Below are 19,848 nucleotides of genomic sequence, written 5' to 3'. Positions count from 1 at the left end.
TTCGCAAGACAACCCCAACCAGGGCGTCAGTGGCTTTCCGAGCCAGACCCCGCCAGAACTCCATCCACACACATCATCATCACTGTGGCTTTCGCAACCCCTGGCGAGGCACGCCACTCACGAGACCCCTAGGAGAGCCGGTCCAGATCCTCAGGCGTGTCGATGTCGTCGCTCTCACCCGGCTCCTCGGGCACCTCGACGATCTCCAGCCCGCCCAGCGTCCGCCGAAGCGACGCGTTCTCCACCGTCTCCGGCAGAGCGTCGCGCAACGCCTCCGCGCGCCAGGCACCGAGCAGCCATTGCCGCTCCCCCGAGGCGTCGACCAGCACCGCACCCGAAGCCCGGCCGAGCGCGGCCAGCAGCCGGTCCACAGTGGACTTCCGGACGCCCGCGAGATCGCCGGCCAACACCACGACGAGCTCAGAACGCACCAACGCGAGCCCGGCGGCCAGCGCGGCCACCGGTCCCGTTCCCGGTGAGGACTCACGGGTCCAGACGACATCGCCGAATCCCGGCCGTTCCGGGCCGACGACGATCACCGGATCCGCGTCCGCGAGCGCGGCCAAAGCCCTGGCCAGCAACGGCTTTCCACCCACGGGGAGCGCGGGTTTGTCCACACCGGACAGACGACGCGCGGCGCCACCCGCCAGCACGATCCCCGCGTACGCCACGCCTAGCCGATCAGGCGGGTCGCGTACGGCATGATGCCGCCGTAGCGCACCGGCGCGATGCGAACCCGCAAACCGGACTGCGGCGCCTCGACCATCTGCCCGTTCCCGAGGTACATCGCGACGTGGTGGATACCTCGCGCGCTGCCGCCCCAGAAGAGCATGTCGCCGCGGCGCATCTGGGAGAGCGGCACCTTCCGCCCGGCGTTGTACTGGTAGCCGCTGTAGTGCGGGAGCGACTTCACCCCGGCGAACGCGTAGATCATCAGGCCCGAGCAGTCGAAGCCGATCTTGTTGTAGTCGCCGTAGCGGTCGGCCGTTCCACCGTCGCGGATTCCGCGCGTCGGGCCGGACGTATTGCCGCCACCCCAGGCGTACACCACCCCGAGCTGCGACAAAGCGCGCCGGACGACGGCTTCGACGCTCGCTCCGGCGGGAGCCGACTGGACGGGCCTGCCCGTCGGGCGGCCACCTCCACCTTGGCTGGGGCTGGGCCTCGACGCGGCGAGAGCGGCCTGCCGGGCACGCTCCTCGTCCTCGCGTGCCTTCTGCGCCTTCCAGTCCTCGTAGCGCTGCCGCTGCCCCTGCAGGCCGCTGACCTTCTGCTGCGCTTCGTAGAGCTGCTTCTCGACGCTCGCCTTGTCGGCTTCGAGCTTCTCGTTCTGAGCGGCCTGAGTGTCCTGCGCGTGCTGAGCGGCGCTTTGGGCGTTGTCGGCCTCGTGTTTGGCAGCCTCGGCCGCGCGCTTGCGCTCCTGCGCTATCTCCAGCTTCTTGCGCGCGGTCGCGTCCTTGTTGGACTTGTCCGTCTGCGCGCGCTTCATCGTGTCGAGCGCGTTGAGCCTGCTGCCGCCGACCGCGTCGAGCATCTGGGCGCGGCCGAGCAGTTCCTTCGGGCTGTTGGCCGTCAGGTAAGCCGAAACCGAGCCGATCTTGCTGCCCTGCTGGAAGCTGGCGGCGGCGAACCGGTCGAGGTCGGCGCGAGCCTTGTCGATGGCGGCCTGCGCCGCGTCGGATTCGGTGCGCGCGGCCTGCGCGTCGCGATCGGCCTGCGCGGCTTCGTCCTGCGCGGTCTCCGCGTCGACCCTCGCCTTGTTGGCCTCTTCCATCTTCAGCTCGACGTCGTCGTTGAGCTGGGCGAGCTTCGACTCGGCCTGCGCCAGCTGGTTCGTGAGCCTGCCGACGTCACCCGCCTTGGCGTTGGCCTCGGCCTTGCTGGAGTTGATTTCGGAGTCGCTGGGGTTCGGCGGAGGCGGCGGAACCGCGACGGCCGTGCCCGTCACCCCGAGCAACAGGGCGATGCCGAGCGCGCCGATGGTCATGCCACGGCGGGCACCGGCCCCGGACCCGGCTTCACCACGCACGATCCACCCACCTCCCGATCTTGAACAACGACCTCACTGTGCCACTGCCGTCACAGCATTACCAGAAGCACCACCAGGAACTTACACACCGTAGGCACCATTTCCCCTCAACGGGGGACGAACAGACGAACGTTTCGTCACTCGAACGGCCGCAGGTCGATGAGACCTTCATGACCCGCGTGTCGGCTTGCCAGGTAAAAAGGACGGGCGTACTGTTTGGGGAGACGAACGAGGTGTGCCATCCCGCGTCCGGACCTACGGTGGGGGTGCGCAAGACTCGCTCCCGGCCGACCCGAACGGCCTGGAGAACTCACCGAACTGACCCGCCACTGGAGTTAGAAGTGACCGCACCCGCCAGCAAGGACAGCTTCGGCGCCAAAGACACGCTGAAGGTGGGCGACGCCTCCTACGAGGTGTTCCGCCTGAACAAGGTCGAGGGCTCCCAGCGCCTTCCCTACAGCCTGAAGATCCTGCTCGAGAACCTGCTGCGGACCGAGGACGGCGCGAACATCACCGCCGACCACATCCGCGCGCTCGGCAACTGGGACGCCAAGGCCGACCCGTCGATCGAGATCCAGTTCACGCCCGCCCGCGTGATCATGCAGGACTTCACCGGCGTGCCCTGTGTCGTCGACCTCGCCACCATGCGCGAGGCCGTCACCGACCTCGGCGGCGACCCGGACAAGGTCAACCCGCTCGCCCCCGCCGAGCTGGTCATCGACCACTCCGTGATCATCGACGTCTTCGGCCGCGCCGACGCCTTCGAGCGCAACGTCGAGATCGAGTACGAGCGCAACCGCGAGCGCTACCAGTTCCTGCGCTGGGGCCAGGGCGCCTTCGACGAGTTCAAGGTCGTCCCGCCGGGCACCGGCATCGTGCACCAGGTCAACATCGAGCACCTCGCGCGCACGGTGATGGCCCGCAACGGCCAGGCGTACCCCGACTCCTGCGTCGGCACCGACTCGCACACCACCATGGTCAACGGCCTCGGCGTGCTGGGCTGGGGCGTCGGCGGCATCGAGGCCGAGGCCGCCATGCTGGGCCAGCCGGTCTCCATGCTCATCCCGCGCGTCGTGGGCTTCAAGCTCACCGGCGAGATCCCGACCGGCGTGACCGCCACCGACGTAGTGCTCACCATCACCGAGATGCTGCGCAAGCACGGTGTGGTCAGCAAGTTCGTCGAGTTCTACGGCGAGAGCGTCGGCGCGGTGCCGCTGGCCAACCGCGCCACCATCGGCAACATGAGCCCCGAGTTCGGCTCCACCGCGGCGATCTTCCCGATCGACGACGAGACCGTCCGCTACCTCAAGCTCACCGGCCGCTCCGAGGAGCAGGTCGCGCTCGTCGAGGCCTACGCCAAGGAGCAGGGCCTCTGGCACGACCCGTCGCACGAGCCGGAGTACTCCGAGTACATCGAGCTGGACCTGTCGACGGTCGTCCCGTCGATCGCCGGCCCGAAGCGCCCGCAGGACCGCATCGAGCTCACCGACGCGAAGAACTCGTTCCGCAAGTCGATCCACGACTACGTGGGCGGCGAAGAGGTCCCGCACACCAACGTGGACGAAGCCGTCGAGGAGTCCTTCCCGGCCAGCGACCCGGCCGCCCTCTCGTTCAAGGACGAGGGCGCGGTCGACATCCAGTCGGCGGCGAACGGCCACACCGGCCGCCCGACCAACCCGGTCAAGGTCAGCACCTCCGACCGCGGCGAGTTCATCCTCGACCACGGCGCCGTGGTGATCGCCTCGATCACCTCCTGCACCAACACCTCCAACCCGTCGGTCATGCTCGGCGCGGCGCTGCTCGCCAGGAACGCGGTCGACAAGGGCCTCGCGGTCAAGCCGTGGGTCAAGACGTCGATGGCGCCGGGTTCGCAGGTCGTCACCGACTACTACGACAAGGCCGGCCTCTGGCCGTACCTGGAGAAGCTGGGCTACCACCTGGTCGGCTACGGCTGCACCACCTGCATCGGCAACTCCGGCCCGCTCTCGGACGAGATCTCCGCGGCGATCCAGGAGAACGACCTCACCGCGGTTTCGGTGCTCTCGGGCAACCGGAACTTCGAAGGCCGCATCAACCCCGACGTGAAGATGAACTACCTCGCGTCGCCGCCGCTGGTCATCGCGTACGCGCTCGCCGGCACGATGGACTTCGACTTCGAGACCCAGCCGCTCGGTCAGGACTCCGAAGGCAACGACGTCTTCCTGAAGGACATCTGGCCGTCGGCCAAGGAGATCCAGGAGACCATCGACTACGCGATCACGCAGGAGATGTTCACCAAGGACTACGCCGACGTCTTCGACGGTGGCGAGCGGTGGAAGTCGCTGCCCACCCCCGAGGGCAAGACCTTCGACTGGGACGCGGAGTCCACCTACGTCCGGAAGCCCCCGTACTTCGAGGGCATGCAGGCGGAGCCCGCCCCGGTCACCGACATCTCCGGTGCGCGTGTGCTGGCGAAGCTGGGCGACTCGGTCACCACCGACCACATCTCCCCCGCCGGCGCGATCAAGCCGGGCACCCCGGCCGCGCAGTACCTGACCGAGCACGGCGTGGAGAAGAAGGACTTCAACTCCTACGGCTCGCGTCGCGGTAACCACGAGGTCATGATCCGCGGCACCTTCGCGAACATCCGGCTGCGCAACCAGCTGCTGGACGACGTGCAGGGCGGCTACACCCGCGACTTCACCCAGGACGACGCCCCGCAGGCGTTCATCTACGACGCGGCGCAGAACTACGCGGCGCAGGACATCCCGCTGGTCGTCCTGGGCGGCAAGGAGTACGGCTCCGGTTCCTCCCGTGACTGGGCGGCCAAGGGCACGCGCCTGCTGGGCGTGCGCGCGGTGATCACCGAGTCGTTCGAGCGCATCCACCGGTCGAACCTGATCGGCATGGGTGTCATCCCGCTGCAGTTCCCGGCGGGCGAGTCGGCCTCGTCGCTCGGCCTCGACGGCACCGAGACGTTCGACATCTCGGGCATCACGAAGCTGAACGACGGCGAGACCCCGCGCACGGTCCACGTCACCGCGACGAAGACCGACGGCACCAAGGTGGAGTTCGACGCGGACGTCCGCATCGACACCCCGGGTGAGGCGGACTACTACCGCAACGGCGGCATCCTGCAGTACGTCCTGCGGAAGATGACCAAGGCGTAAGCACGGCACACCAAGGGACCCTTTCCCCGCACTTTGGGGAAAGGGTCCCTTCGTGTTCTTCGGTAGCGTGGCCGTATGACCACGGGGAGAGTTCAGGTCGAAAACGGCGAATTGGCGTACGAGGTCCGGGGTGACGGCGAGCCGGTGATCCTGCTGCACGGCGGGATGCTCGACTCGCGGATGTGGGACGCGGAGATGGCGGCGCTCGAACGTCACCACACCGCCATCCGGTACGACGCGCGCGGGCACGGCGAGTCGTCCACACCGACGGAGCGGTTCAAGCACTACGAGGATCTCCGCGAGCTGATGGCCGCGCTGGGACTCCCCCGCGCGTCCCTGGTCGGGCTATCGGGCGGGGGCCGGATCGCGGTCGACTTCGCGCTGACCTACCCGGAACTGGTCGAGAGCCTCGTGCTCGTCGCCACCGGCCTCAGCGCGATGGTGACGAAGGACCCCTTCGTCTTGGAGCAGACCAAGAAGCTCGAAGAGGCCGCCGCCAAGGGCGACCTCCCGGCCGCCATCGAAGTCATCCTGCGTATGTGGGTGGACGGACCGCGGCGCGGGCCCGCGGACGTCGATCAGGAAGTCCGGCGGCGGTGCCAGGAGATGTACACGCAGACGGTCGTGCGGCACGGGCTCTCGGGCTTCACGCTGATGGACGAACTCCGGGCCACCGAACGCATCGGTGAACTGACCCCGCGCACCTTGACCTTGGTGGGGGATCTGGATTCCACGGACATCGCCGCCATCGCCTGCCGAATCGAAAGCGAAGCACGCGACGCCCGGAAACTGGTCGTTCCCGGGGTCGCGCACATGATCAACCTGGAGAAACCCGCCGAGTTCTCCCGGATACTGCTGGATTTCCTGGCCTGCTCGTGAGTGGTGAGGACGGTTCTAACCGTCATTGCCACTCACGAGGTCGTCTTCCCGGTGTTCCGGGCGGCGGTCGACGACGCGGCCGAGCGGGCGCAACAGCACGTTGACCCCGACGATCACCACGGTCCCGGCGAGCGCGACGCCGTAAAGCCCCGCTCCCGCAAGGGATCCGACGGCCGCGGAGCACCACAGAGTGGCCGCGGTGTTGAGCCCGCGCACGTTCAGCCCGTCCCGCAGGATCACCCCGGCGCCGAGGAAACCGATACCGGAGACGATCTGGGCGGCGACGCGCGTCGGATCGGCGTCACCACTGGTGTTCAGCCCGCCGAAACCGTGGGCGGACAACAGGACGAAGAGGGTCGCGCCGACGGCGACGAGGGCGTTGGTGCGGAGTCCGGCCATCCGGGCGCGGTACTGGCGCTCGATGCCGATGACGGCGCCGAGGCCGACGCCGGTGCCGACCCTGAGCAGCATTTCGAAGGTGTTCATGATTCCGGCTCTTTTCTGGCGTGCGTACACAAAGCCAGACAGGGAAAGGAGACCGGAGCAGGTCAGCGCACCGCGCACACGGGTGAACGGCGACCACGTCCGGTCGGTCCAGAACTGTCTTCCGGCATGTGCCGCTCACCTCGCTTTCGTACTCGATCGGTGTTGATCAACCTTCGGGACTCTACCACCGGACGAGCCGAGCGCGGCGTGGATCGTGTCACGCAGCCAGCGCTGGGCAGGGTCGGCGTCGAGGCGCGCGTGCCAGAGCTGGCAGACCTCGATGGGCGGAAGATCCGCGGGGATCGGGAACCAGCGGATGCCGAGCGACCGGCCGTACTGCTCGGCGAGCCGCTGGGGCGCGAGCCCGATGTAGTCGCTCGACGCGACCAGGAACGCGGCGACGGCGGAGGTGGGGACGACCGCCGCGACCCGGCGCTGGAGACCGGCCGCCTCGAGAACGTCGTCGAGCGGTCCCCTGCCCCGGCCGCGTCGTGACGCGGAAACGTGCGGATACCGGCAAAGCTGCCTCAGCGTCGGGCGGCGCACATCGCCGAGCGGGCCGCCGGCCCTGACGATCGCGACCACTCGTTCGTGGTACAGCAGCGTCGAACGGATGTCGGGCGCGGCGATGTCGCCCGCGCCGATGTCCAGGTCCACGGAACCATCTCGCAAGGCCTCGGTGCTTTCGCTGCCCTCGGCGACGAAACGCAGGACGACACCCGGCGCGACCGCGGCGGTCGCCTCGGCGGCTGCCGTCACCAGTGTCGCGGCGACACCGTCGTTGATGCGGATGGTGAAGGTGCGTTCGAGATCGCCGATCGCCAGCTCGCGGTCGGCGCTGATCAGGGCCGAGGCCTCGTCGAGCAGGGACCGCACCCGCGGCGCCGTCCGGAGCGCGAACGGCGTCGGCACCATGCCGCGGCCGGCGCGCACCAGGATCGGATCGCCCATGGCCCGCCGCAACCGGCCGAGCGCCCGGCTGGCGGCGGGGATCGACAGATGCAGCCGTTCGGCCGCCGCCGTCACGCTGCCCTCCCGTAGCAACGCGTCGAACACGCGCAAAAGGTTGAGGTCCAGCTGGTCGACCATAGTTGCATCGTACGCAAGTCTGACTTGTCAAAGTTGCGTGGCATGAAGAATCGGCAGGCCCATAGCGTCGTGGACATGCCACTCCGACTTCAAGTCCGCGACAGCCCCGAAGCCGCGACGGACCGGCGCGGCCTGCTGGCCGTCATGTGCGCCTGTGTCGTGCTCATGGTCGCGATGGTCGCCGCGATCAACCTCGCCGTTCCGATGCTGGCCGCGAGCGAGCTTCACCCGTCCGCGTCGGCACTGATCTGGATCGTCGACACCTATGTCGTTTTCTTCGCCTGCCTCGTGATCCCCGGCGGAGCGGCGGGCGACCACTTCGGCCGCAAGGGCGTCCTGCTGGCCGGTCTGACACTGTTCGCGCTCGGCGCGCTGCTGTCGGCGCTCGCGCCGAACGTGCCCTTCCTGCTGGCGGGCCGGGCGATCACGGGGATCGGGGCCGCCGCGGTGCTGCCCAACACGCTCGCCGTCCTGCTGCACGCCGTCCCCGCCGAACGCAAGGGCGTCACCATCGCGACCTGGGCTTCGATGACGGGCATCGGTGGTGTGGTCGGCAATGTCGGCGGCGGCGCGGTGCTGGCAGGCGGATCGTGGCGCTGGCTGTTCGCGGCGGCCGTCCCGTTCTCCTTGGCGCTCCTCGCCCTGGCCGCCCGGATCGCACCGGTGTCCCCCAGGCACGACCGCCCGCTCAGCCCGCTCGGCGCCGTCCTGCTCGTCGGCGCGTCCGTCGCGTTGCTGCTGGGCATCGTCGAGGGACCTGAAGCGGGTTGGGGCAGCCCGATCGTCCTGGCCGGATTCGCCGGTGCGGTCGTGCTTTTCGCGCTGTGGACGCTCGTGGAGCTGAAGGCCGAGCACCCGCTGCTCGATCCTCGGTTGTTCCGCGTGCCCGCGTTGCGCAGCGCCTGTCTCGGTATGACCGCGATCTTCTTCGGGATGTTCGCGCTGTTCTACGTCAACGCGTCCTTTCTCCAGTACGGCATGGGTTTCAGCGTGCTGCTGACCGGGCTCGGGATCATCCCGCTGACCGTCCCGGTCGTCCTCGGCGCGCGGCACGTGGGCAAGCTCGTCCGGCGCTTCGGAGTCGACACCGTCATCGCCATCGCGTTCGTCTGCTGCGGCGGCGGCCTCGTCGGACTGTCCACATGCGACGCCTCGACGCCGTACCCGGCCTACGCGGCCTGGCTGGTGGTGACCGGCGTCGGTGTCACGCTGGCCCTCCCGACCCTGTCCGCCGCGATCTCCGGCTCTCTTCCGCCGTCGCAAGCCGGTGTCGGCGCCGGGCTGCAGGCCACCACCCGCGAATTCGGCAGCGCGCTCGGTGTCGCGGTCATCGGCACCGTCCTCACCGGACGGTTCGCCGCCGCACTGCCGCCCGACGTCCGCGCGGACCACGATCCGCACACCGTGGCGCAGGCGCTCGCAGTCGTCCCCGGCCGCTCTCCCGAAGTGATCTCCGCGTTCGTCACCGCCGCGAGCACGGCCCTGCGGGTGATCGGCGTCAGCGTGCTCGTCCTCGGGGCACTCGTCGTCCTCCAAGCACGACTTTCCCGCGAAACCAAGTAGCGGACCGAAGCCTGACCGAAAGGAAGCATCATGTCCGAAGTAACTGCTTTCATGCTGGTGAAGACCATGCCGGAATGGCTCAGCCTCACCGTCGAACAGCGCGTGAAGGCCTTCAAGACCGAAATCCTCCCGGTGATCGAGAGCAAGGTGAAGGGCGTCCGGTCCCGGTTCTTCGACACGGAGTTCTACTCCGCGCGAGTCACCGATGTGTGGGTGTGGGAGGCCGACGACCATCACTCGTACCAGTTGCTCATCGAGGCGCTGCGCGAGACGCCCTTCTGGGACCGGTACTTCGACGTCGTCGACCTCCTGGTCGGGGTCGAGAACGCGTACGCGGCGAACTACGGTCTCGACGCCTACGCGAGCGTCAACGTCTGAGGGCGGCGGGTGAGCCAGGCGCACCGGCGGCCGCGACCACGCCGAAGCCGGTGCCCTGGTTACCCACCCGGATGGCCTGGACGAGCAGTCGTCCGGCCTCTCCGGCCCTCCCCGTCCGGAACCCTAGGGCCGGACGTTGGGGACCGGTCCCCGGACGCCACGAAGGCCACCGCCGCGACGGTGGCCTTCGTGGTCATCAGCCCTGGATCAGGCGGTTTCGAATGGCTGGACGTTCGGCTGGAAGACCTGGCCGTTGGCCGGGACCTTCAGGTCGATCAGGTAGTCGGCCGTCACCTTGTCCACCCCGAGGGAGTCGCCAAGGATGCAGTGCCCGAAGGCGTCGACCGAGAGCAGGCGGGCGTTGCCCAGCTGGTCGGCCATCCGCTTCGAGAACAGGTACTGGGTCGCCGGGTCGTAGTAGTTGCCGATGACCAGCACCGGGGTGTCGGTCTTGGCCTGCCAAGGGCCGCGGTAGACGTCCGGTTTCTTCGCCGGCCACACCGGGCAGCCCGCGATGTCCGAGAACGCCTGGTAGCGACCGAAAGTGGGCGATTCCTTCTCCCACTTCGCGGCGATCTCCGGGACCTTCTCCTGCTTGATCGTGATCTTCTTGTCCGAGCAGTTCACGGCGAAGTAGGAGTCGTCGCCGGTGTACGGGCTGTCCGGGTTCACGTCCGCGCGCCCGTTCGCCCCCGACCGCAGCACCTTCAGCTCGACGGCCTGCGCAGTCTGCGTCTGCGCGGCGGGCGGGTGGACGACGTTGTACAGCGCCTGCAGGTCGTCGGCCAGCGACGGGAACGACGTCGGCGAGTACAGCACCCCGGCCACCGTGCTGGTGAACGCGTTGATGTCGTAGCTGCTCCCGTCCGGAAGCTTGATCGGCTGCTTGCGCAGGTGGTCGCGGATCTCGTCGAATTTCTCCCGCGGCGTGCCCTGGCTGAAGGAGCACTTCGGCCCGACCTGCGCGCACTTGCGCAGGAAGCCGTCCAAGGCGATCTCGAACCCGCGAGCGCGCTCGCGGTCGTACTGCACACCGTCGCTGGTGCGCAGCGCCGGGTCGACGTTGCCGTCGACGACGATCGCCCGGCTCTGCTTCGGGAACATCGACGTGTACGTCGACCCGATCAGGGTCCCGTACGAGAAGCCGACGAAGGTCAGCTTCTGGTCGCCGACGGCCGCCCGCATCTTGTCGAGGTCACGCACGACGTCCTTGGTGGACATGTGGTTCAGCAGCGCACCCGCGTTGTTCTTGCAGAACTGGCCGTAGTCGCGGTACGAGGCCAGCGTCCCGGAGATCTCCTGCCGGGTCAGCGGAACGGGGATCTGCGCGGAGAAGACGTCGTCCGCGTCTTCCTGCGTGGTGAAGCACTTGAGCGGGTTGCTGGCGCCGACCCCGCGCGGGTCGAACCCGATCAGGTCGAACCGGTCCAGCACCTGCGGCTGGAAGTAGTTCGCCGCACCGATCGGCATCCGGAATCCGGAACCGCCGGGGCCGCCCGGGTTGAGGAACAGCGAACCGACCTTCTTGTCGGGCGTTTTCGCCGCCCGCTTCAGCATCGCGATGTCGATGGTGCCGAGCGCCGCGTTGTCGTGGTCGATCGGCACGCGATACCGCGCACAGCTGTAGAACTTGGTCTGGTCGGCGGGAACACCGCGGATCTGGTCCGCCGTGCAGGCACCCCAGTTCACCGGCGCCGTCGCGCCGACCTGGGCGGCGGACACCCCGGCCTCCTGGGCGGCGACCGCCGTCCCGGACGCTCCGGTCAGCGCGGCGCCGGCCACGAGTGCCCCTACCAGTGCGAAACCGCGCACCGGCCTCCTTGTGGATCTCGGCAAAACGACTCCTCCCTCGGCTGGCGACGTGATGGGCCACGTCGCTCGGCGCGCCGTCGACGTCACGGCGCGTAACACCAAGCGAGCCTCGCACAAGCCGGTAACCCAGTCACCGGCCGAAAGGATGGTACGAACCTATCGAGTGGTTGTCTTCAACTCGAAAATCGGTAACACACGGCGAGCGGCTTGCTCCTCCATGGAGTAACCGGGCCAGAACTCCAGCAGCAGTTTCCACATCGCTTCGTACTCGTCTCCGCGCAGTTCCCTGGCCCTGACCGGGATCTCCTTGCCCGCGAGTGCGACGACCGCGTCGGGATTCGACCGCAGGTTGTGCGTCCACGCGGGATCGTTCGGCCTCCCCCAATTGGAGCCGACGAGCACGAAGTCCTCACCGTGCGGGAAGTACAGGAGATTGGTACTGCGGGCCAGGCCGCTCTTGCGGCCGGTCGTGGTCAGCCGCAGGGAGGGGAGCCCGGCCAGCGCGACCAGGCTCACCTTCCCTTTGAACAGCCGGTGGAGTCTCTTGTCCACCCAGATGATCCCGCCCGCGAGCCCCATCAGCCACGGTTTCGTGCCGAGCGCGCGGGCGAGCGACGTGAGAGGGTTAGCCACGGACAGATCTTGCCAGGCTCACCCCGAACCGCGATTCCGAGTCCGTCCACCATTTCTCCACCGAGAAACCGGCGGCGGCCAGTTCCGCGGCGATTCCCTCCCGCCGGAACTTCGCGGAGATCTCGGTACGCACGTATTCGCCCTCGGCGAACTTCACCTGCAGGTCGGCGCCCGGGATGTCGACGGTCAGCGGTTCGCGGGCGCGCAGGCGCATTTCGATCCATTCGTTCTCCTCGTCCCAATACGAGACGTGGTCGAACGCGGCCGGATCGAAGTTCGCGCCGAGACCGTTGTTGATCACGCGGAGCATGTTGCGGTTGAACTCGGCGGTGACCCCGGCCGCGTCGTCATACGCGCGTTCCAGGGTTTCCCGGTCCTTCACCAGGTCTGTCCCGAGAAGGAACCACTCCCCCTCGTCGAGCACGTCGCGGACCGAACGCAGGAACGTGGCGCGGTCGGCGGGGAGGAAATTGCCGATCGTGCCGCCGAGGAAGACCACCAGCCGCGGACGGTCACCCGGCAACAGGTCGAGATGCCGGGTGAAGTCACCGACCACGCCCCGGACCTCAAGGGACGGATAGTCGGCCGTGATGGCTTCCGCGGCTTCGGCGAGCGCGGTCTCGGAGACGTCGAGCGGGACGAACTCCTTCAACGTGCCGTGGCTCGTGAGGGCGTCGAGGAGGAGCCTCGTCTTTTCACTCGATCCGGAACCGAGTTCGACGAGGGTGTGCGCGCCCGAACTCTCGGCTATCTCACCACCGCGCGCGGCGAGCACCTCCCGCTCGCTCCGGGTCGGGTAGTACTCGGGGAGGGCGGTGATCTTCTCGAACAGTTCACTGCCGCGCGCGTCGTAGAACCATTTGGGCGACAACCATTTCTGGTCGGCCTCCAGGCCGGCGCGGACGTCCGCGCGCAGCTGCTCGGTGATATCCGATTCGCTGTGGTGTACGTCGAGGTCGACTTCGGTCATCGTGCCTCAGGGCTCCGATCGGCTTCGAGGGGAAGGATTTCCACACCGGCTCCGGTGACCCGGACGGCGTGGCGGTCGGGAACGGGAGTCCAGCCGGGGTCGTCGTCGCACGGTTCCGACGCGACGAGCACACCGCCTCCGGTGTCCCGATAGGACAGGGAATGCGTCCACGCGGTACCGATGAGCGTCCGGCCGTCGGTCAGCAGGAGATTGAGCCGCGAACCCGGCCCCGCCTCCTCGACCGCTCCGATCAGCCAGGTGACGGCCGCGAGCGGGTCTTCGCCCGCCTCGAGCCGCTCACGCAGCAATGCCCACAGCAGGACCGAATCCGTGGTCGCCTCCAAGGTCAGCAGCCGGGTGATCGGCAGTTTCGCGGCGAGCTCGGCCATCGAATCCGGCCAGCCCCGCACCAGCCCGTTGTGGCTGAAGAGGTAGCCGCCGCCGGTGAACGGCGCGTTCGCCGCCTCGACCACGGGCATCCCCGTCGTACCGTTCCGGACCGCGGCCAGGAAGGCGTGCGACCGGACCGATCCGGCCAGCGCCGGCAGGTCTCCGTCCGTCCACAGGGGAGCGGACCTGCGCAGCCGCAGCGGTTCGGGGCCCTCGGCGTACCAGCCGAGGCCGTACCCGTCCGCGTTGACCGAACCACCGCCCCGCATGTCACGAGGGGCGTAGGACTGTACGAGCAGCGAATGAGGAGCGTGAAAGAGCGTCTCGGCGGGCGAACGCGGCTCGCCGAGATAAGCGAGGTGACGGCACATGCCCCTCAGGCCACCTCGCTCGGACGAGCGTCCCGGGCACAGCGGAACCCGGAGAAGATCTGCCGCCGGATCGGGTGATCCCAGTTGCGGAACGTGCCGCGGATGGCCGCCGCGTCCGTGCCGAAGGAGCCACCCCGCAGGATCCGGTAGTCCCCGCCGAAGAACACCTCGGAGTACTCCTTGTACGGGAACGCGGCGAATCCCGGATACGCCTCGAAGCCGCTGCTGGTCCACTCCCAGACGTCGCCGATCAGCTGGTGCACGCCCAGCGGTGAGACACCCGCCGGATACGCGCCGACCTCCGCGGGCCGCAGATGCCGCTGCCCGAGGTTCGCGTGGTCGGGAGTGGGTTCCTCGTCACCCCAAGGGAACCGGCGCGACCGGCCGGTCGCCGGATCGAACCGGGCGGCCTTCTCCCACTCCGCCTCCGTCGGCAGGCGACGGCCCGCCCAGGCGGCGTACGCCTCGGCCTCGTGGAAGGAAACGTGGACGACGGGCTCCGCGGCGGGCACCTTCTCGTAGACGCCGAACCGCGTCCGCCACCAGCCGTCCTGCTCCCGTTTCCAGAAGCGCGGCGCCTCGATGCCGTGCTCGCGCCGGTACGCCCAGCCACGCTCGCTCCACCACTTCGGGTCTTCGTAACCCCCGGAGTCGAGGAACTGCGCGTACGCCCCGCAGGTGACCGGTGTGGTGTCGATGAAGAACGCCTCCACCGCGACCTCGTGCGCCGGACGCTCGTTGTCCAGCGCCCACGGCTCGGCGGAGGTGCCCATGGTGAAGGCGCCGCCGGGGACGAACACCTCCGCGGGCAGCGGCCCGGACCGTGACGGCGGCGGCGCGGGCGCGTGCAGGACCGGATCGCCCTTGCGGAGCTGATGGGTGGCCAGCATCGTCTCGTCGTGCTGCTGCTCGTGCTGGGTGATCATGCCGAAGGCGAAGGCGTCTTCGGTGAGCCGCCTGCCTTGCAGCGGAACGCTTTCCAGGATGTCGAAGGATTTCTCCCTGACCTCGCGGACGTACTTGCGCGCCTCTTCCGGGCCCAGCAGCGGCAGCGCCGGACGATCCGCGCGAGCGTGCTGGAACGCGTCGTAGATGTCGTCGATATCGGGCCGGAGCGCCTCGCGGCCGCCCACGTCACGCACCAGCCAGAGCTCTTCCTGGCTGCCGATGTGCGCGAGATCCCAGACCAGCGGCGACATCAGTTTCGAATGCTGGCGGACCAGGTCTTCGTCGTCGACGTCCGTCAGCGCGACACTGCGCTCGCGGGCCCTGGTGAGCGCCTCGGCCGCGTGCGCCCGCAGGTCTTGCGGGCTCAGCGCGCGAAGCGGGTTGGTCTCGGTGCTTTCCACGCTCATGACTGGTGGCTCCTCGAACCGTGCACGAGGGACTGCACGCCCTCGCTGATCTCCGTGATGGTCTCCGGCGGCAGACCGGTGGTGCCGAGTTCGGCACAGCCGAGGTCCACCACCTTGCTCGCGACAGTGGCGATCGCCGGGTCGGCGAGGCCGTACCGGGCCGCGCGCTCCCAGCCGCCCGTGACCGGTTCGCACAGTTCGAGCACCTTGTCCACTGTGGACGGCCGGGCGAGCAGTGCGGCCAGCAGGGCCACCGGATGGAGCCACCTCGCGGCGGGCTGGGCGTCCAGGTACCGGATCTCCAGATACCCCTGTGGACGGACCGGGGTGAAGAAGGTCGTCAGGTGATAGGCCAGGTCTTCCTCGGTCGGCCTGTCGAGCCCGGCGCCCTCGCCCCGTCCGTCGATCCAGTCGGCGAAAGTCAGGGAATCGGGCGCGTCCCAGCGGCCGTCACGGCCGGGAAGGACCATCAACGGGGTGTCCAGGATCCTGCGTGCCCACTCCCCCGCCGGATCCTCGCCCGGTTCCGCCGACCGGGTGCGGACCCGTTCCGTTTCCATCACGGCGAGCCAGCGCGCGGACGCGTGGCCGGTGTCGCGTCCGGCGTGGACCCGGGAGTTGGCGAAGGTGGCCAGCAGGGGCGGACCGAGCGCGTGGACCGCGGCCCAGCGGTCGGCCAGCTCGCCCGCCTCACCTGCGTCCACACAGACCTGCAGGCCGGCGGTGCTGCACATCATCGTCGCGCCCCCGGCACCCATGGGCGCGAAGCGGCGTTCCATCGCGGCGTAGCGGGGTGTGCCCAGTTTGCGGGAGGGGGCGCGATACCGGTCTATCCCGGAGTCCCCCAGGTGCAGGCCTCGGGCGGCGAGAAGATTTTCGAGGTGGGCCAGATCGGCCGAGACGACGGCGTCCAAGTGGCGCAGCGTGGTCTGTGGTTGAGCGGAGATCTCCACCTGGCATCCGGGCTCGAGGCTCAGCGGTGAACCTGCCGGAAGCGGGAGGGCGGGGCTGTCGGGGCGCAGGGTCCGCGGGGTGTGCGGGCCGAGCGCCGTGGCGAGATCGTCGGGATCGAGAGGCCGGGCGGGCTCGTCGGCGTAGTGCACGGTGAATTCAAGCTCCACGCCGAGGAGTCTCGGTGGCCCGTGCTTGAAGCACACGGAAGCCACATACGCCTCACCCTCGGCGCGGTCCGAGAGGACCTTCGCCGTCGCGTTCGACGCGCTCCCGGACTTCTCGGGGAAATCATGAACAGTAGTCATCTTTCCGCCGTCCAGTCGGTTGTCCGATAACTGAGCTACTTGACTTCGGACGCTACACGCGGGGTCCGACAAATTCAGGCCGGTTTCTTGCGGGGCAGGATCCCCGGCCACCTCCCCGTACCGGACGATTCAGGGCAAAGCGGGCTCCGTGCCCAGCCCGAGCGCGGCGGCCGCGTCGCGGACCGCCTCGATCACCAGCTGCAGGGCAGGCCGCCGTGACGAGGTCGTCCGATAGGCGATCGAAACCGTCCGGAGCAACGGTGTGGTCAACGCGACCACGTCGATCCCCGGCGGCCGGAGGCCGAGCCCGAGATCCGAAACGAGGGTCACCCCGAGCCCCGCCCGGACCATCGCCATCGCCGTCGACTGCTCCTCGACCTCGTGGTTGATCTTCGGCTCGAACCCGTGGCGGTGACACGCCGTGCGCACCGCGCGGCCGAAGTGACTTTTGGGGCTGGCGAGGATCCACGGGTGCTCGGCCAGTTCGAGCAATGACGCGCTCCCCGCGGGGACGGCGCCGGCGGGCACCGCGGCGTGCAGCCGTTCGACCGCGATCACCGCGCGTTCCAGACCCACGTCCCAGGGCATCGGCGCGTCGGAGTAGTCGATCACGAACGACAGATCCAGTTCGCCGTCCCGGACGGCGTCGGCGGTGTCCTCCGGCGCGAGTTCACGAGTCCGGACCTGGATCCCCGGATGCTCACCCGCCAGCGCGGTCAGCGCGTGCGGAAGCAGCCCCGAAGCGACCGACGCCCACACCCCGGCCATGAGCCGGACCGAAACGGTCTCCTGCGCCTCCTCCAAGGCGAGTGTCGCCCGCTCGACGGACCCCAGGATCTCCTCGGCGTGCTCGGTCAGCAACAGCCCCAGTTCGGTCAGCTGCACTCGCCTGCCGAAGCGTTCGAACAGCTTCGCGCCCACGTCCCGCTCCAGTTGCGCCAACTGCTGCGACACCGCCGAAGCGGTGTAGTGCAGCGAAGCGGCGGCCGCCGTGACGGTGCCACGCCGGCTCAGCTCGCGGAGCATCCTCAGGCGGTGCAACGAAAGCTCCATGAACCCAACGTAAACGGGCGCGGTCGCGGACGCCGGATGACGCGTTACACCAGTTTCTCTGCACGACATCGTTCAGATTCGGTAAATGGACGCCCGTGCCCGGCAGGGCGCACCCTCGGAAGTGCCGCAGGACGACCCCGGATCCCGAAGGAGGTGGCCGCATGGCCGCGAGGAACGCCGAACCGCTGATGAGGCTGATCTGGACCGACCCCGTCACCGGTGCCACCGGCTACCTCGTAGTGCACAGCCTGGTCTCCGGCATCGCGACCGGCGGGACCCGGATGCGCGCGGGCTGCACGATGTCGGAGGTCGAGGACCTGGCGAGGGGGATGGCGAACAAGACCGCGACCTTCGGCCTGCCGGTCGGCGGAGCCAAGGGCGGCATCGACTTCGATCCGAAGGACGAGCGCGCTTTCGGTGTGCTGGAACGGTTCTGCGCGTTCCTGCGGCCGTGGATCGACGACCACTGGGTGACCGCCGAAGACCTCGGCGTGCCCCAGCACCTGATCGACGAGGTGTTCGCGAAGCTCGGGCTCGAGCAGTCGTACCACGCGGCGATCCGCCGTTCGGCCGACCCGGCGCACACCCTTCGCCGCGTGCAGGCCGGGTTGAGCACACCGGTCCCCGGCGGGCTCCTGCTCGGCGACGTGATCGGCGGCTATGGCGTCGCGCAGGCCTGCCTCGGTGTCGCCGACGCCTGGGAATGGGCGGCCGAGAAGACCACGGTCGCCGTCCAGGGCATCGGCACCATGGGCGGCGGCGCGGCCTGGTACCTGCACGAAGCCGGCATGAAGGTGGTCGCGGTAGCCGACGCCGCCGGAACGCTGTACCGGCCTGAAGGCCTCGACATCCCGGCGCTGCTGGAGCTGCGGGACTCCTACGGTGAGATCGACCGCAGCCGGCTTCCCGCCGGCGTCCGGCCGCTCCCGCGCGACGAGATCGTGGCGACGGACGCCGACATCCTCGTCCCGGCGGCGATCTCCTACGCGCTGCGCGCCGGGAACCAGAGCGTGGTCAAGGCGAAGGTCGTCATCGAAGCCGCCAACGCGGCGACCACCCCCGACGCCGAGTCCGGACTCGCGGCTCGCGGCATCCCGGTGATCCCGGACTTCGTCGCGAACGCGGGCGCGGCCGCCTGGGCCTGGTGGCTCCTGCTCGGCGAGGTCGGCGCCGATCCGGCCGATTCGTTCCTGCGCCTGCGGACCGAGATGCGGGCGAAGGTGGCGCTGCTGCTGAGTTCGTGGAACCTCGACCGGATCGCGCCGCGCACCACCGGGCTGCGGCTCGCCGAAACCACCCGTTCGGACGCCGCCACTCCCGAAACCGCCCCCGCCCTGGTCATCCCGTGAGAATGCGCGTGACTCAGGAGGCGAAGCGGTCCGTCGCGCCGATGAGGACTTCGCGCATCGGCTCGTCCTGGGTGCTGTGGCCGACCTCGTCGATGATCACCAGTTCGCTGCCGGGCCACGCGTGGGCCAGCTCCCACGGGGTGCCGATGAGGTTGCCCAGGTCGAGGCTCCCTTCCGCGAGCACGGCCGGGATGTGGGCCAGCTTCCCGGCCTCCCTCAGGACCACGCCGTCGTCCAAAAAGGATCCCTGGCTCCAGTAATGCGTCACCAGCCTGGCGAAGGCCAGCATGAACCGCGGCGTCTCGAAACTCTTGTACGGCGGGGAAGTCGGGACGATCGCGTCCTCCCAGTCACACCAATCGGCGGCCGCCTTCCCGTGCACCGCCGGATCCGGGTCCATGAGCAACTTGTGGTAGGCCGCCGCCAGGTCACCGTCGCGATCCTCTTCGGGAACACCGTCGCGGAACTTCGCCCACGCCTCGGGGAAGACACCGCCGAGGCCGCGGGTGAGCAGATCGGTCTCACTCCGGCGGCCGGTGGCCAAACCCATCAGGACCATCTCCGAGACCCGGTCCGGATACCGCTCGGCGTAGACGAGCGCGAGCACCGAACCCCAGGAGCCGCCGAAGAGCAGCCACTTCTCGATGCCCAGATGCTCGCGAAGCCGCTCCATGTCCGCGATCAGATGGTCGGTGGTATTGGCGGAGAGATCGGCGACGGGCTCGCCTGCGTGCGGCGTGCTCCGGCCGCAGCCGCGCTGGTCGAAGAGCACGACCCGGTACTTGGCCGGGTCGAAGTACCGGCGCAGGCCGGTACTGCACCCGGTCCCCGGGCCGCCGTGCAGCGTGACGGCGGCTTTGCCGTCGGGGTTCCCGCAGACCTCCCAGTACACGAGGTGCCCGTCGCCGACGTCGAGCATCCCGTGGTCGTACGGTTCGATTTCCGGATACAGCCGTGTCACGTTCTCTTCCTCCCGGAGCCCGCCAGAAATGCAACAGCGCTGTCACAATAGCCGGGGCAGGCTCCTGGGCGCGCGTGCTTTAAGTACATGAAGGCCCCCTTCCTTGCGTCTGACGCAAGGAA

The 19,848-nt window shown here is 68.8% G+C and carries 16 protein-coding genes and 1 pseudogene; 5 read left to right on the top strand and 12 right to left on the bottom strand.

Translation table 11 applies throughout. The features are described from left to right. Positions 1-128: 128 nt before the first annotated feature. The gene (locus tag ACFVM3_RS38825; protein WP_378444813.1) at positions 129-671 is read right to left on the bottom strand and encodes a molybdenum cofactor guanylyltransferase; all 543 of its coding nucleotides are present in this window, start codon (positions 669-671) and stop codon (positions 129-131) included. 2 nt (positions 672-673) lie between these two features. Continuing rightward, positions 674-2,029, bottom strand: coding sequence for an NlpC/P60 family protein (locus ACFVM3_RS38820; RefSeq protein ID WP_378444812.1), 1,356 nt, complete (start codon positions 2,027-2,029; stop codon positions 674-676). 341 nt (positions 2,030-2,370) lie between these two features. Here ACFVM3_RS38820 and ACFVM3_RS38815 point away from each other — a divergent pair, with 341 nt between their 5' ends. Both ACFVM3_RS38815 and ACFVM3_RS38810 read left to right on the top strand, forming a co-directional pair. Beyond that, positions 2,371-5,178: an aconitate hydratase gene (locus ACFVM3_RS38815; RefSeq protein WP_378444811.1), complete on the top strand. Its 2,808-nt coding sequence runs from the start codon at positions 2,371-2,373 to the stop codon at positions 5,176-5,178. Between the two features lie 75 nt (positions 5,179-5,253). Beyond that, positions 5,254-6,057, top strand: coding sequence for an alpha/beta fold hydrolase (locus ACFVM3_RS38810; protein ID WP_378444810.1), 804 nt, complete (start codon positions 5,254-5,256; stop codon positions 6,055-6,057). A 54-nt stretch (positions 6,058-6,111) separates the two neighbouring features. On the opposite strand, the pseudogene ACFVM3_RS38805 reads toward ACFVM3_RS38810, so the two are convergent. Both ACFVM3_RS38805 and ACFVM3_RS38800 read right to left on the bottom strand, forming a co-directional pair. Beyond that, a pseudogene (locus ACFVM3_RS38805) lies at positions 6,112-6,543 on the bottom strand (MgtC/SapB family protein); the annotation flags it as partial. Positions 6,544-6,678: 135 nt separating this feature from the next. Beyond that, on the bottom strand, positions 6,679-7,632 hold the full coding sequence (locus ACFVM3_RS38800) for a LysR family transcriptional regulator (RefSeq protein WP_378444809.1): 954 nt from the start codon (positions 7,630-7,632) through the stop codon (positions 6,679-6,681). 144 nt (positions 7,633-7,776) lie between these two features. On the opposite strand from ACFVM3_RS38800, the gene ACFVM3_RS38795 reads away from it, so the two are divergent. Both ACFVM3_RS38795 and ACFVM3_RS38790 read left to right on the top strand, forming a co-directional pair. Further along, positions 7,777-9,195 (top strand): MFS transporter, encoded by a 1,419-nt coding sequence (locus tag ACFVM3_RS38795; protein ID WP_378444816.1) that lies wholly within the window; start codon positions 7,777-7,779, stop codon positions 9,193-9,195. 30 nt (positions 9,196-9,225) lie between these two features. Beyond that, entirely contained in the window at positions 9,226-9,573 is a 348-nt protein-coding gene (locus ACFVM3_RS38790; protein ID WP_378444808.1) for a darcynin family protein, read from the top strand. Positions 9,574-9,780: 207 nt separating this feature from the next. On the opposite strand, the gene ACFVM3_RS38785 is transcribed toward ACFVM3_RS38790, so the two are convergent. The 7 genes from ACFVM3_RS38785 to ACFVM3_RS38755 form a co-directional block, all read right to left on the bottom strand. Next, positions 9,781-11,385 carry an alpha/beta hydrolase gene (locus tag ACFVM3_RS38785; protein WP_378444807.1) on the bottom strand — a complete coding sequence of 535 codons (1,605 nt, stop codon included), beginning with the start codon at positions 11,383-11,385 and terminating at the stop codon, positions 9,781-9,783. 156 nt (positions 11,386-11,541) lie between these two features. Beyond that, a complete protein-coding gene (locus ACFVM3_RS38780; protein WP_378444815.1) occupies positions 11,542-11,964 on the bottom strand; it encodes a nitroreductase family deazaflavin-dependent oxidoreductase in 423 nt (140 codons plus the stop codon). A gap of 46 nt (positions 11,965-12,010) precedes the next feature. Further along, complete coding sequence (egtD, locus tag ACFVM3_RS38775; protein ID WP_378444806.1) at positions 12,011-12,988, bottom strand: L-histidine N(alpha)-methyltransferase; 978 nt, start codon at positions 12,986-12,988, stop codon at positions 12,011-12,013. Next, positions 12,985-13,749 carry an ergothioneine biosynthesis protein EgtC gene (egtC, locus tag ACFVM3_RS38770; RefSeq protein WP_378444805.1) on the bottom strand — a complete coding sequence of 255 codons (765 nt, stop codon included), beginning with the start codon at positions 13,747-13,749 and terminating at the stop codon, positions 12,985-12,987. Before egtC ends, egtD begins: the two co-directional genes overlap by 4 nt. Positions 13,750-13,754: 5 nt before the next feature. After that, entirely contained in the window at positions 13,755-15,104 is a 1,350-nt protein-coding gene (gene egtB / locus ACFVM3_RS38765) for an ergothioneine biosynthesis protein EgtB (protein ID WP_378444804.1), read from the bottom strand. Beyond that, positions 15,101-16,363, bottom strand: coding sequence for a glutamate-cysteine ligase family protein (locus ACFVM3_RS38760; protein WP_378444803.1), 1,263 nt, complete (start codon positions 16,361-16,363; stop codon positions 15,101-15,103). The genes egtB and ACFVM3_RS38760 overlap by 4 nt, the downstream gene beginning before the upstream one ends. Positions 16,364-16,492: 129 nt before the next feature. Further along, complete coding sequence (locus ACFVM3_RS38755; protein WP_378444802.1) at positions 16,493-17,416, bottom strand: LysR family transcriptional regulator; 924 nt, start codon at positions 17,414-17,416, stop codon at positions 16,493-16,495. A gap of 161 nt (positions 17,417-17,577) precedes the next feature. Here ACFVM3_RS38755 and ACFVM3_RS38750 point away from each other — a divergent pair, with 161 nt between their 5' ends. After that, positions 17,578-18,765, top strand: coding sequence for a Glu/Leu/Phe/Val dehydrogenase (locus tag ACFVM3_RS38750; protein ID WP_378444801.1), 1,188 nt, complete (start codon positions 17,578-17,580; stop codon positions 18,763-18,765). A 13-nt stretch (positions 18,766-18,778) separates the two neighbouring features. Here the strand turns inward: ACFVM3_RS38750 and pip are convergent, their stop codons facing one another. Beyond that, entirely contained in the window at positions 18,779-19,684 is a 906-nt protein-coding gene (gene pip, locus ACFVM3_RS38745; RefSeq protein ID WP_378444814.1) for a prolyl aminopeptidase, read from the bottom strand. Positions 19,685-19,848: the final 164 nt, after the last annotated feature.

The sequence above is a fragment of the Amycolatopsis sp. NPDC057786 genome (assembly GCF_042797905.1).
Lineage (GTDB): Bacteria > Actinomycetota > Actinomycetes > Mycobacteriales > Pseudonocardiaceae > Amycolatopsis.
The sequence above is the reverse complement of the archived record's forward strand: the minus strand, read 5'-3'. Positions and strand labels throughout refer to the sequence as shown.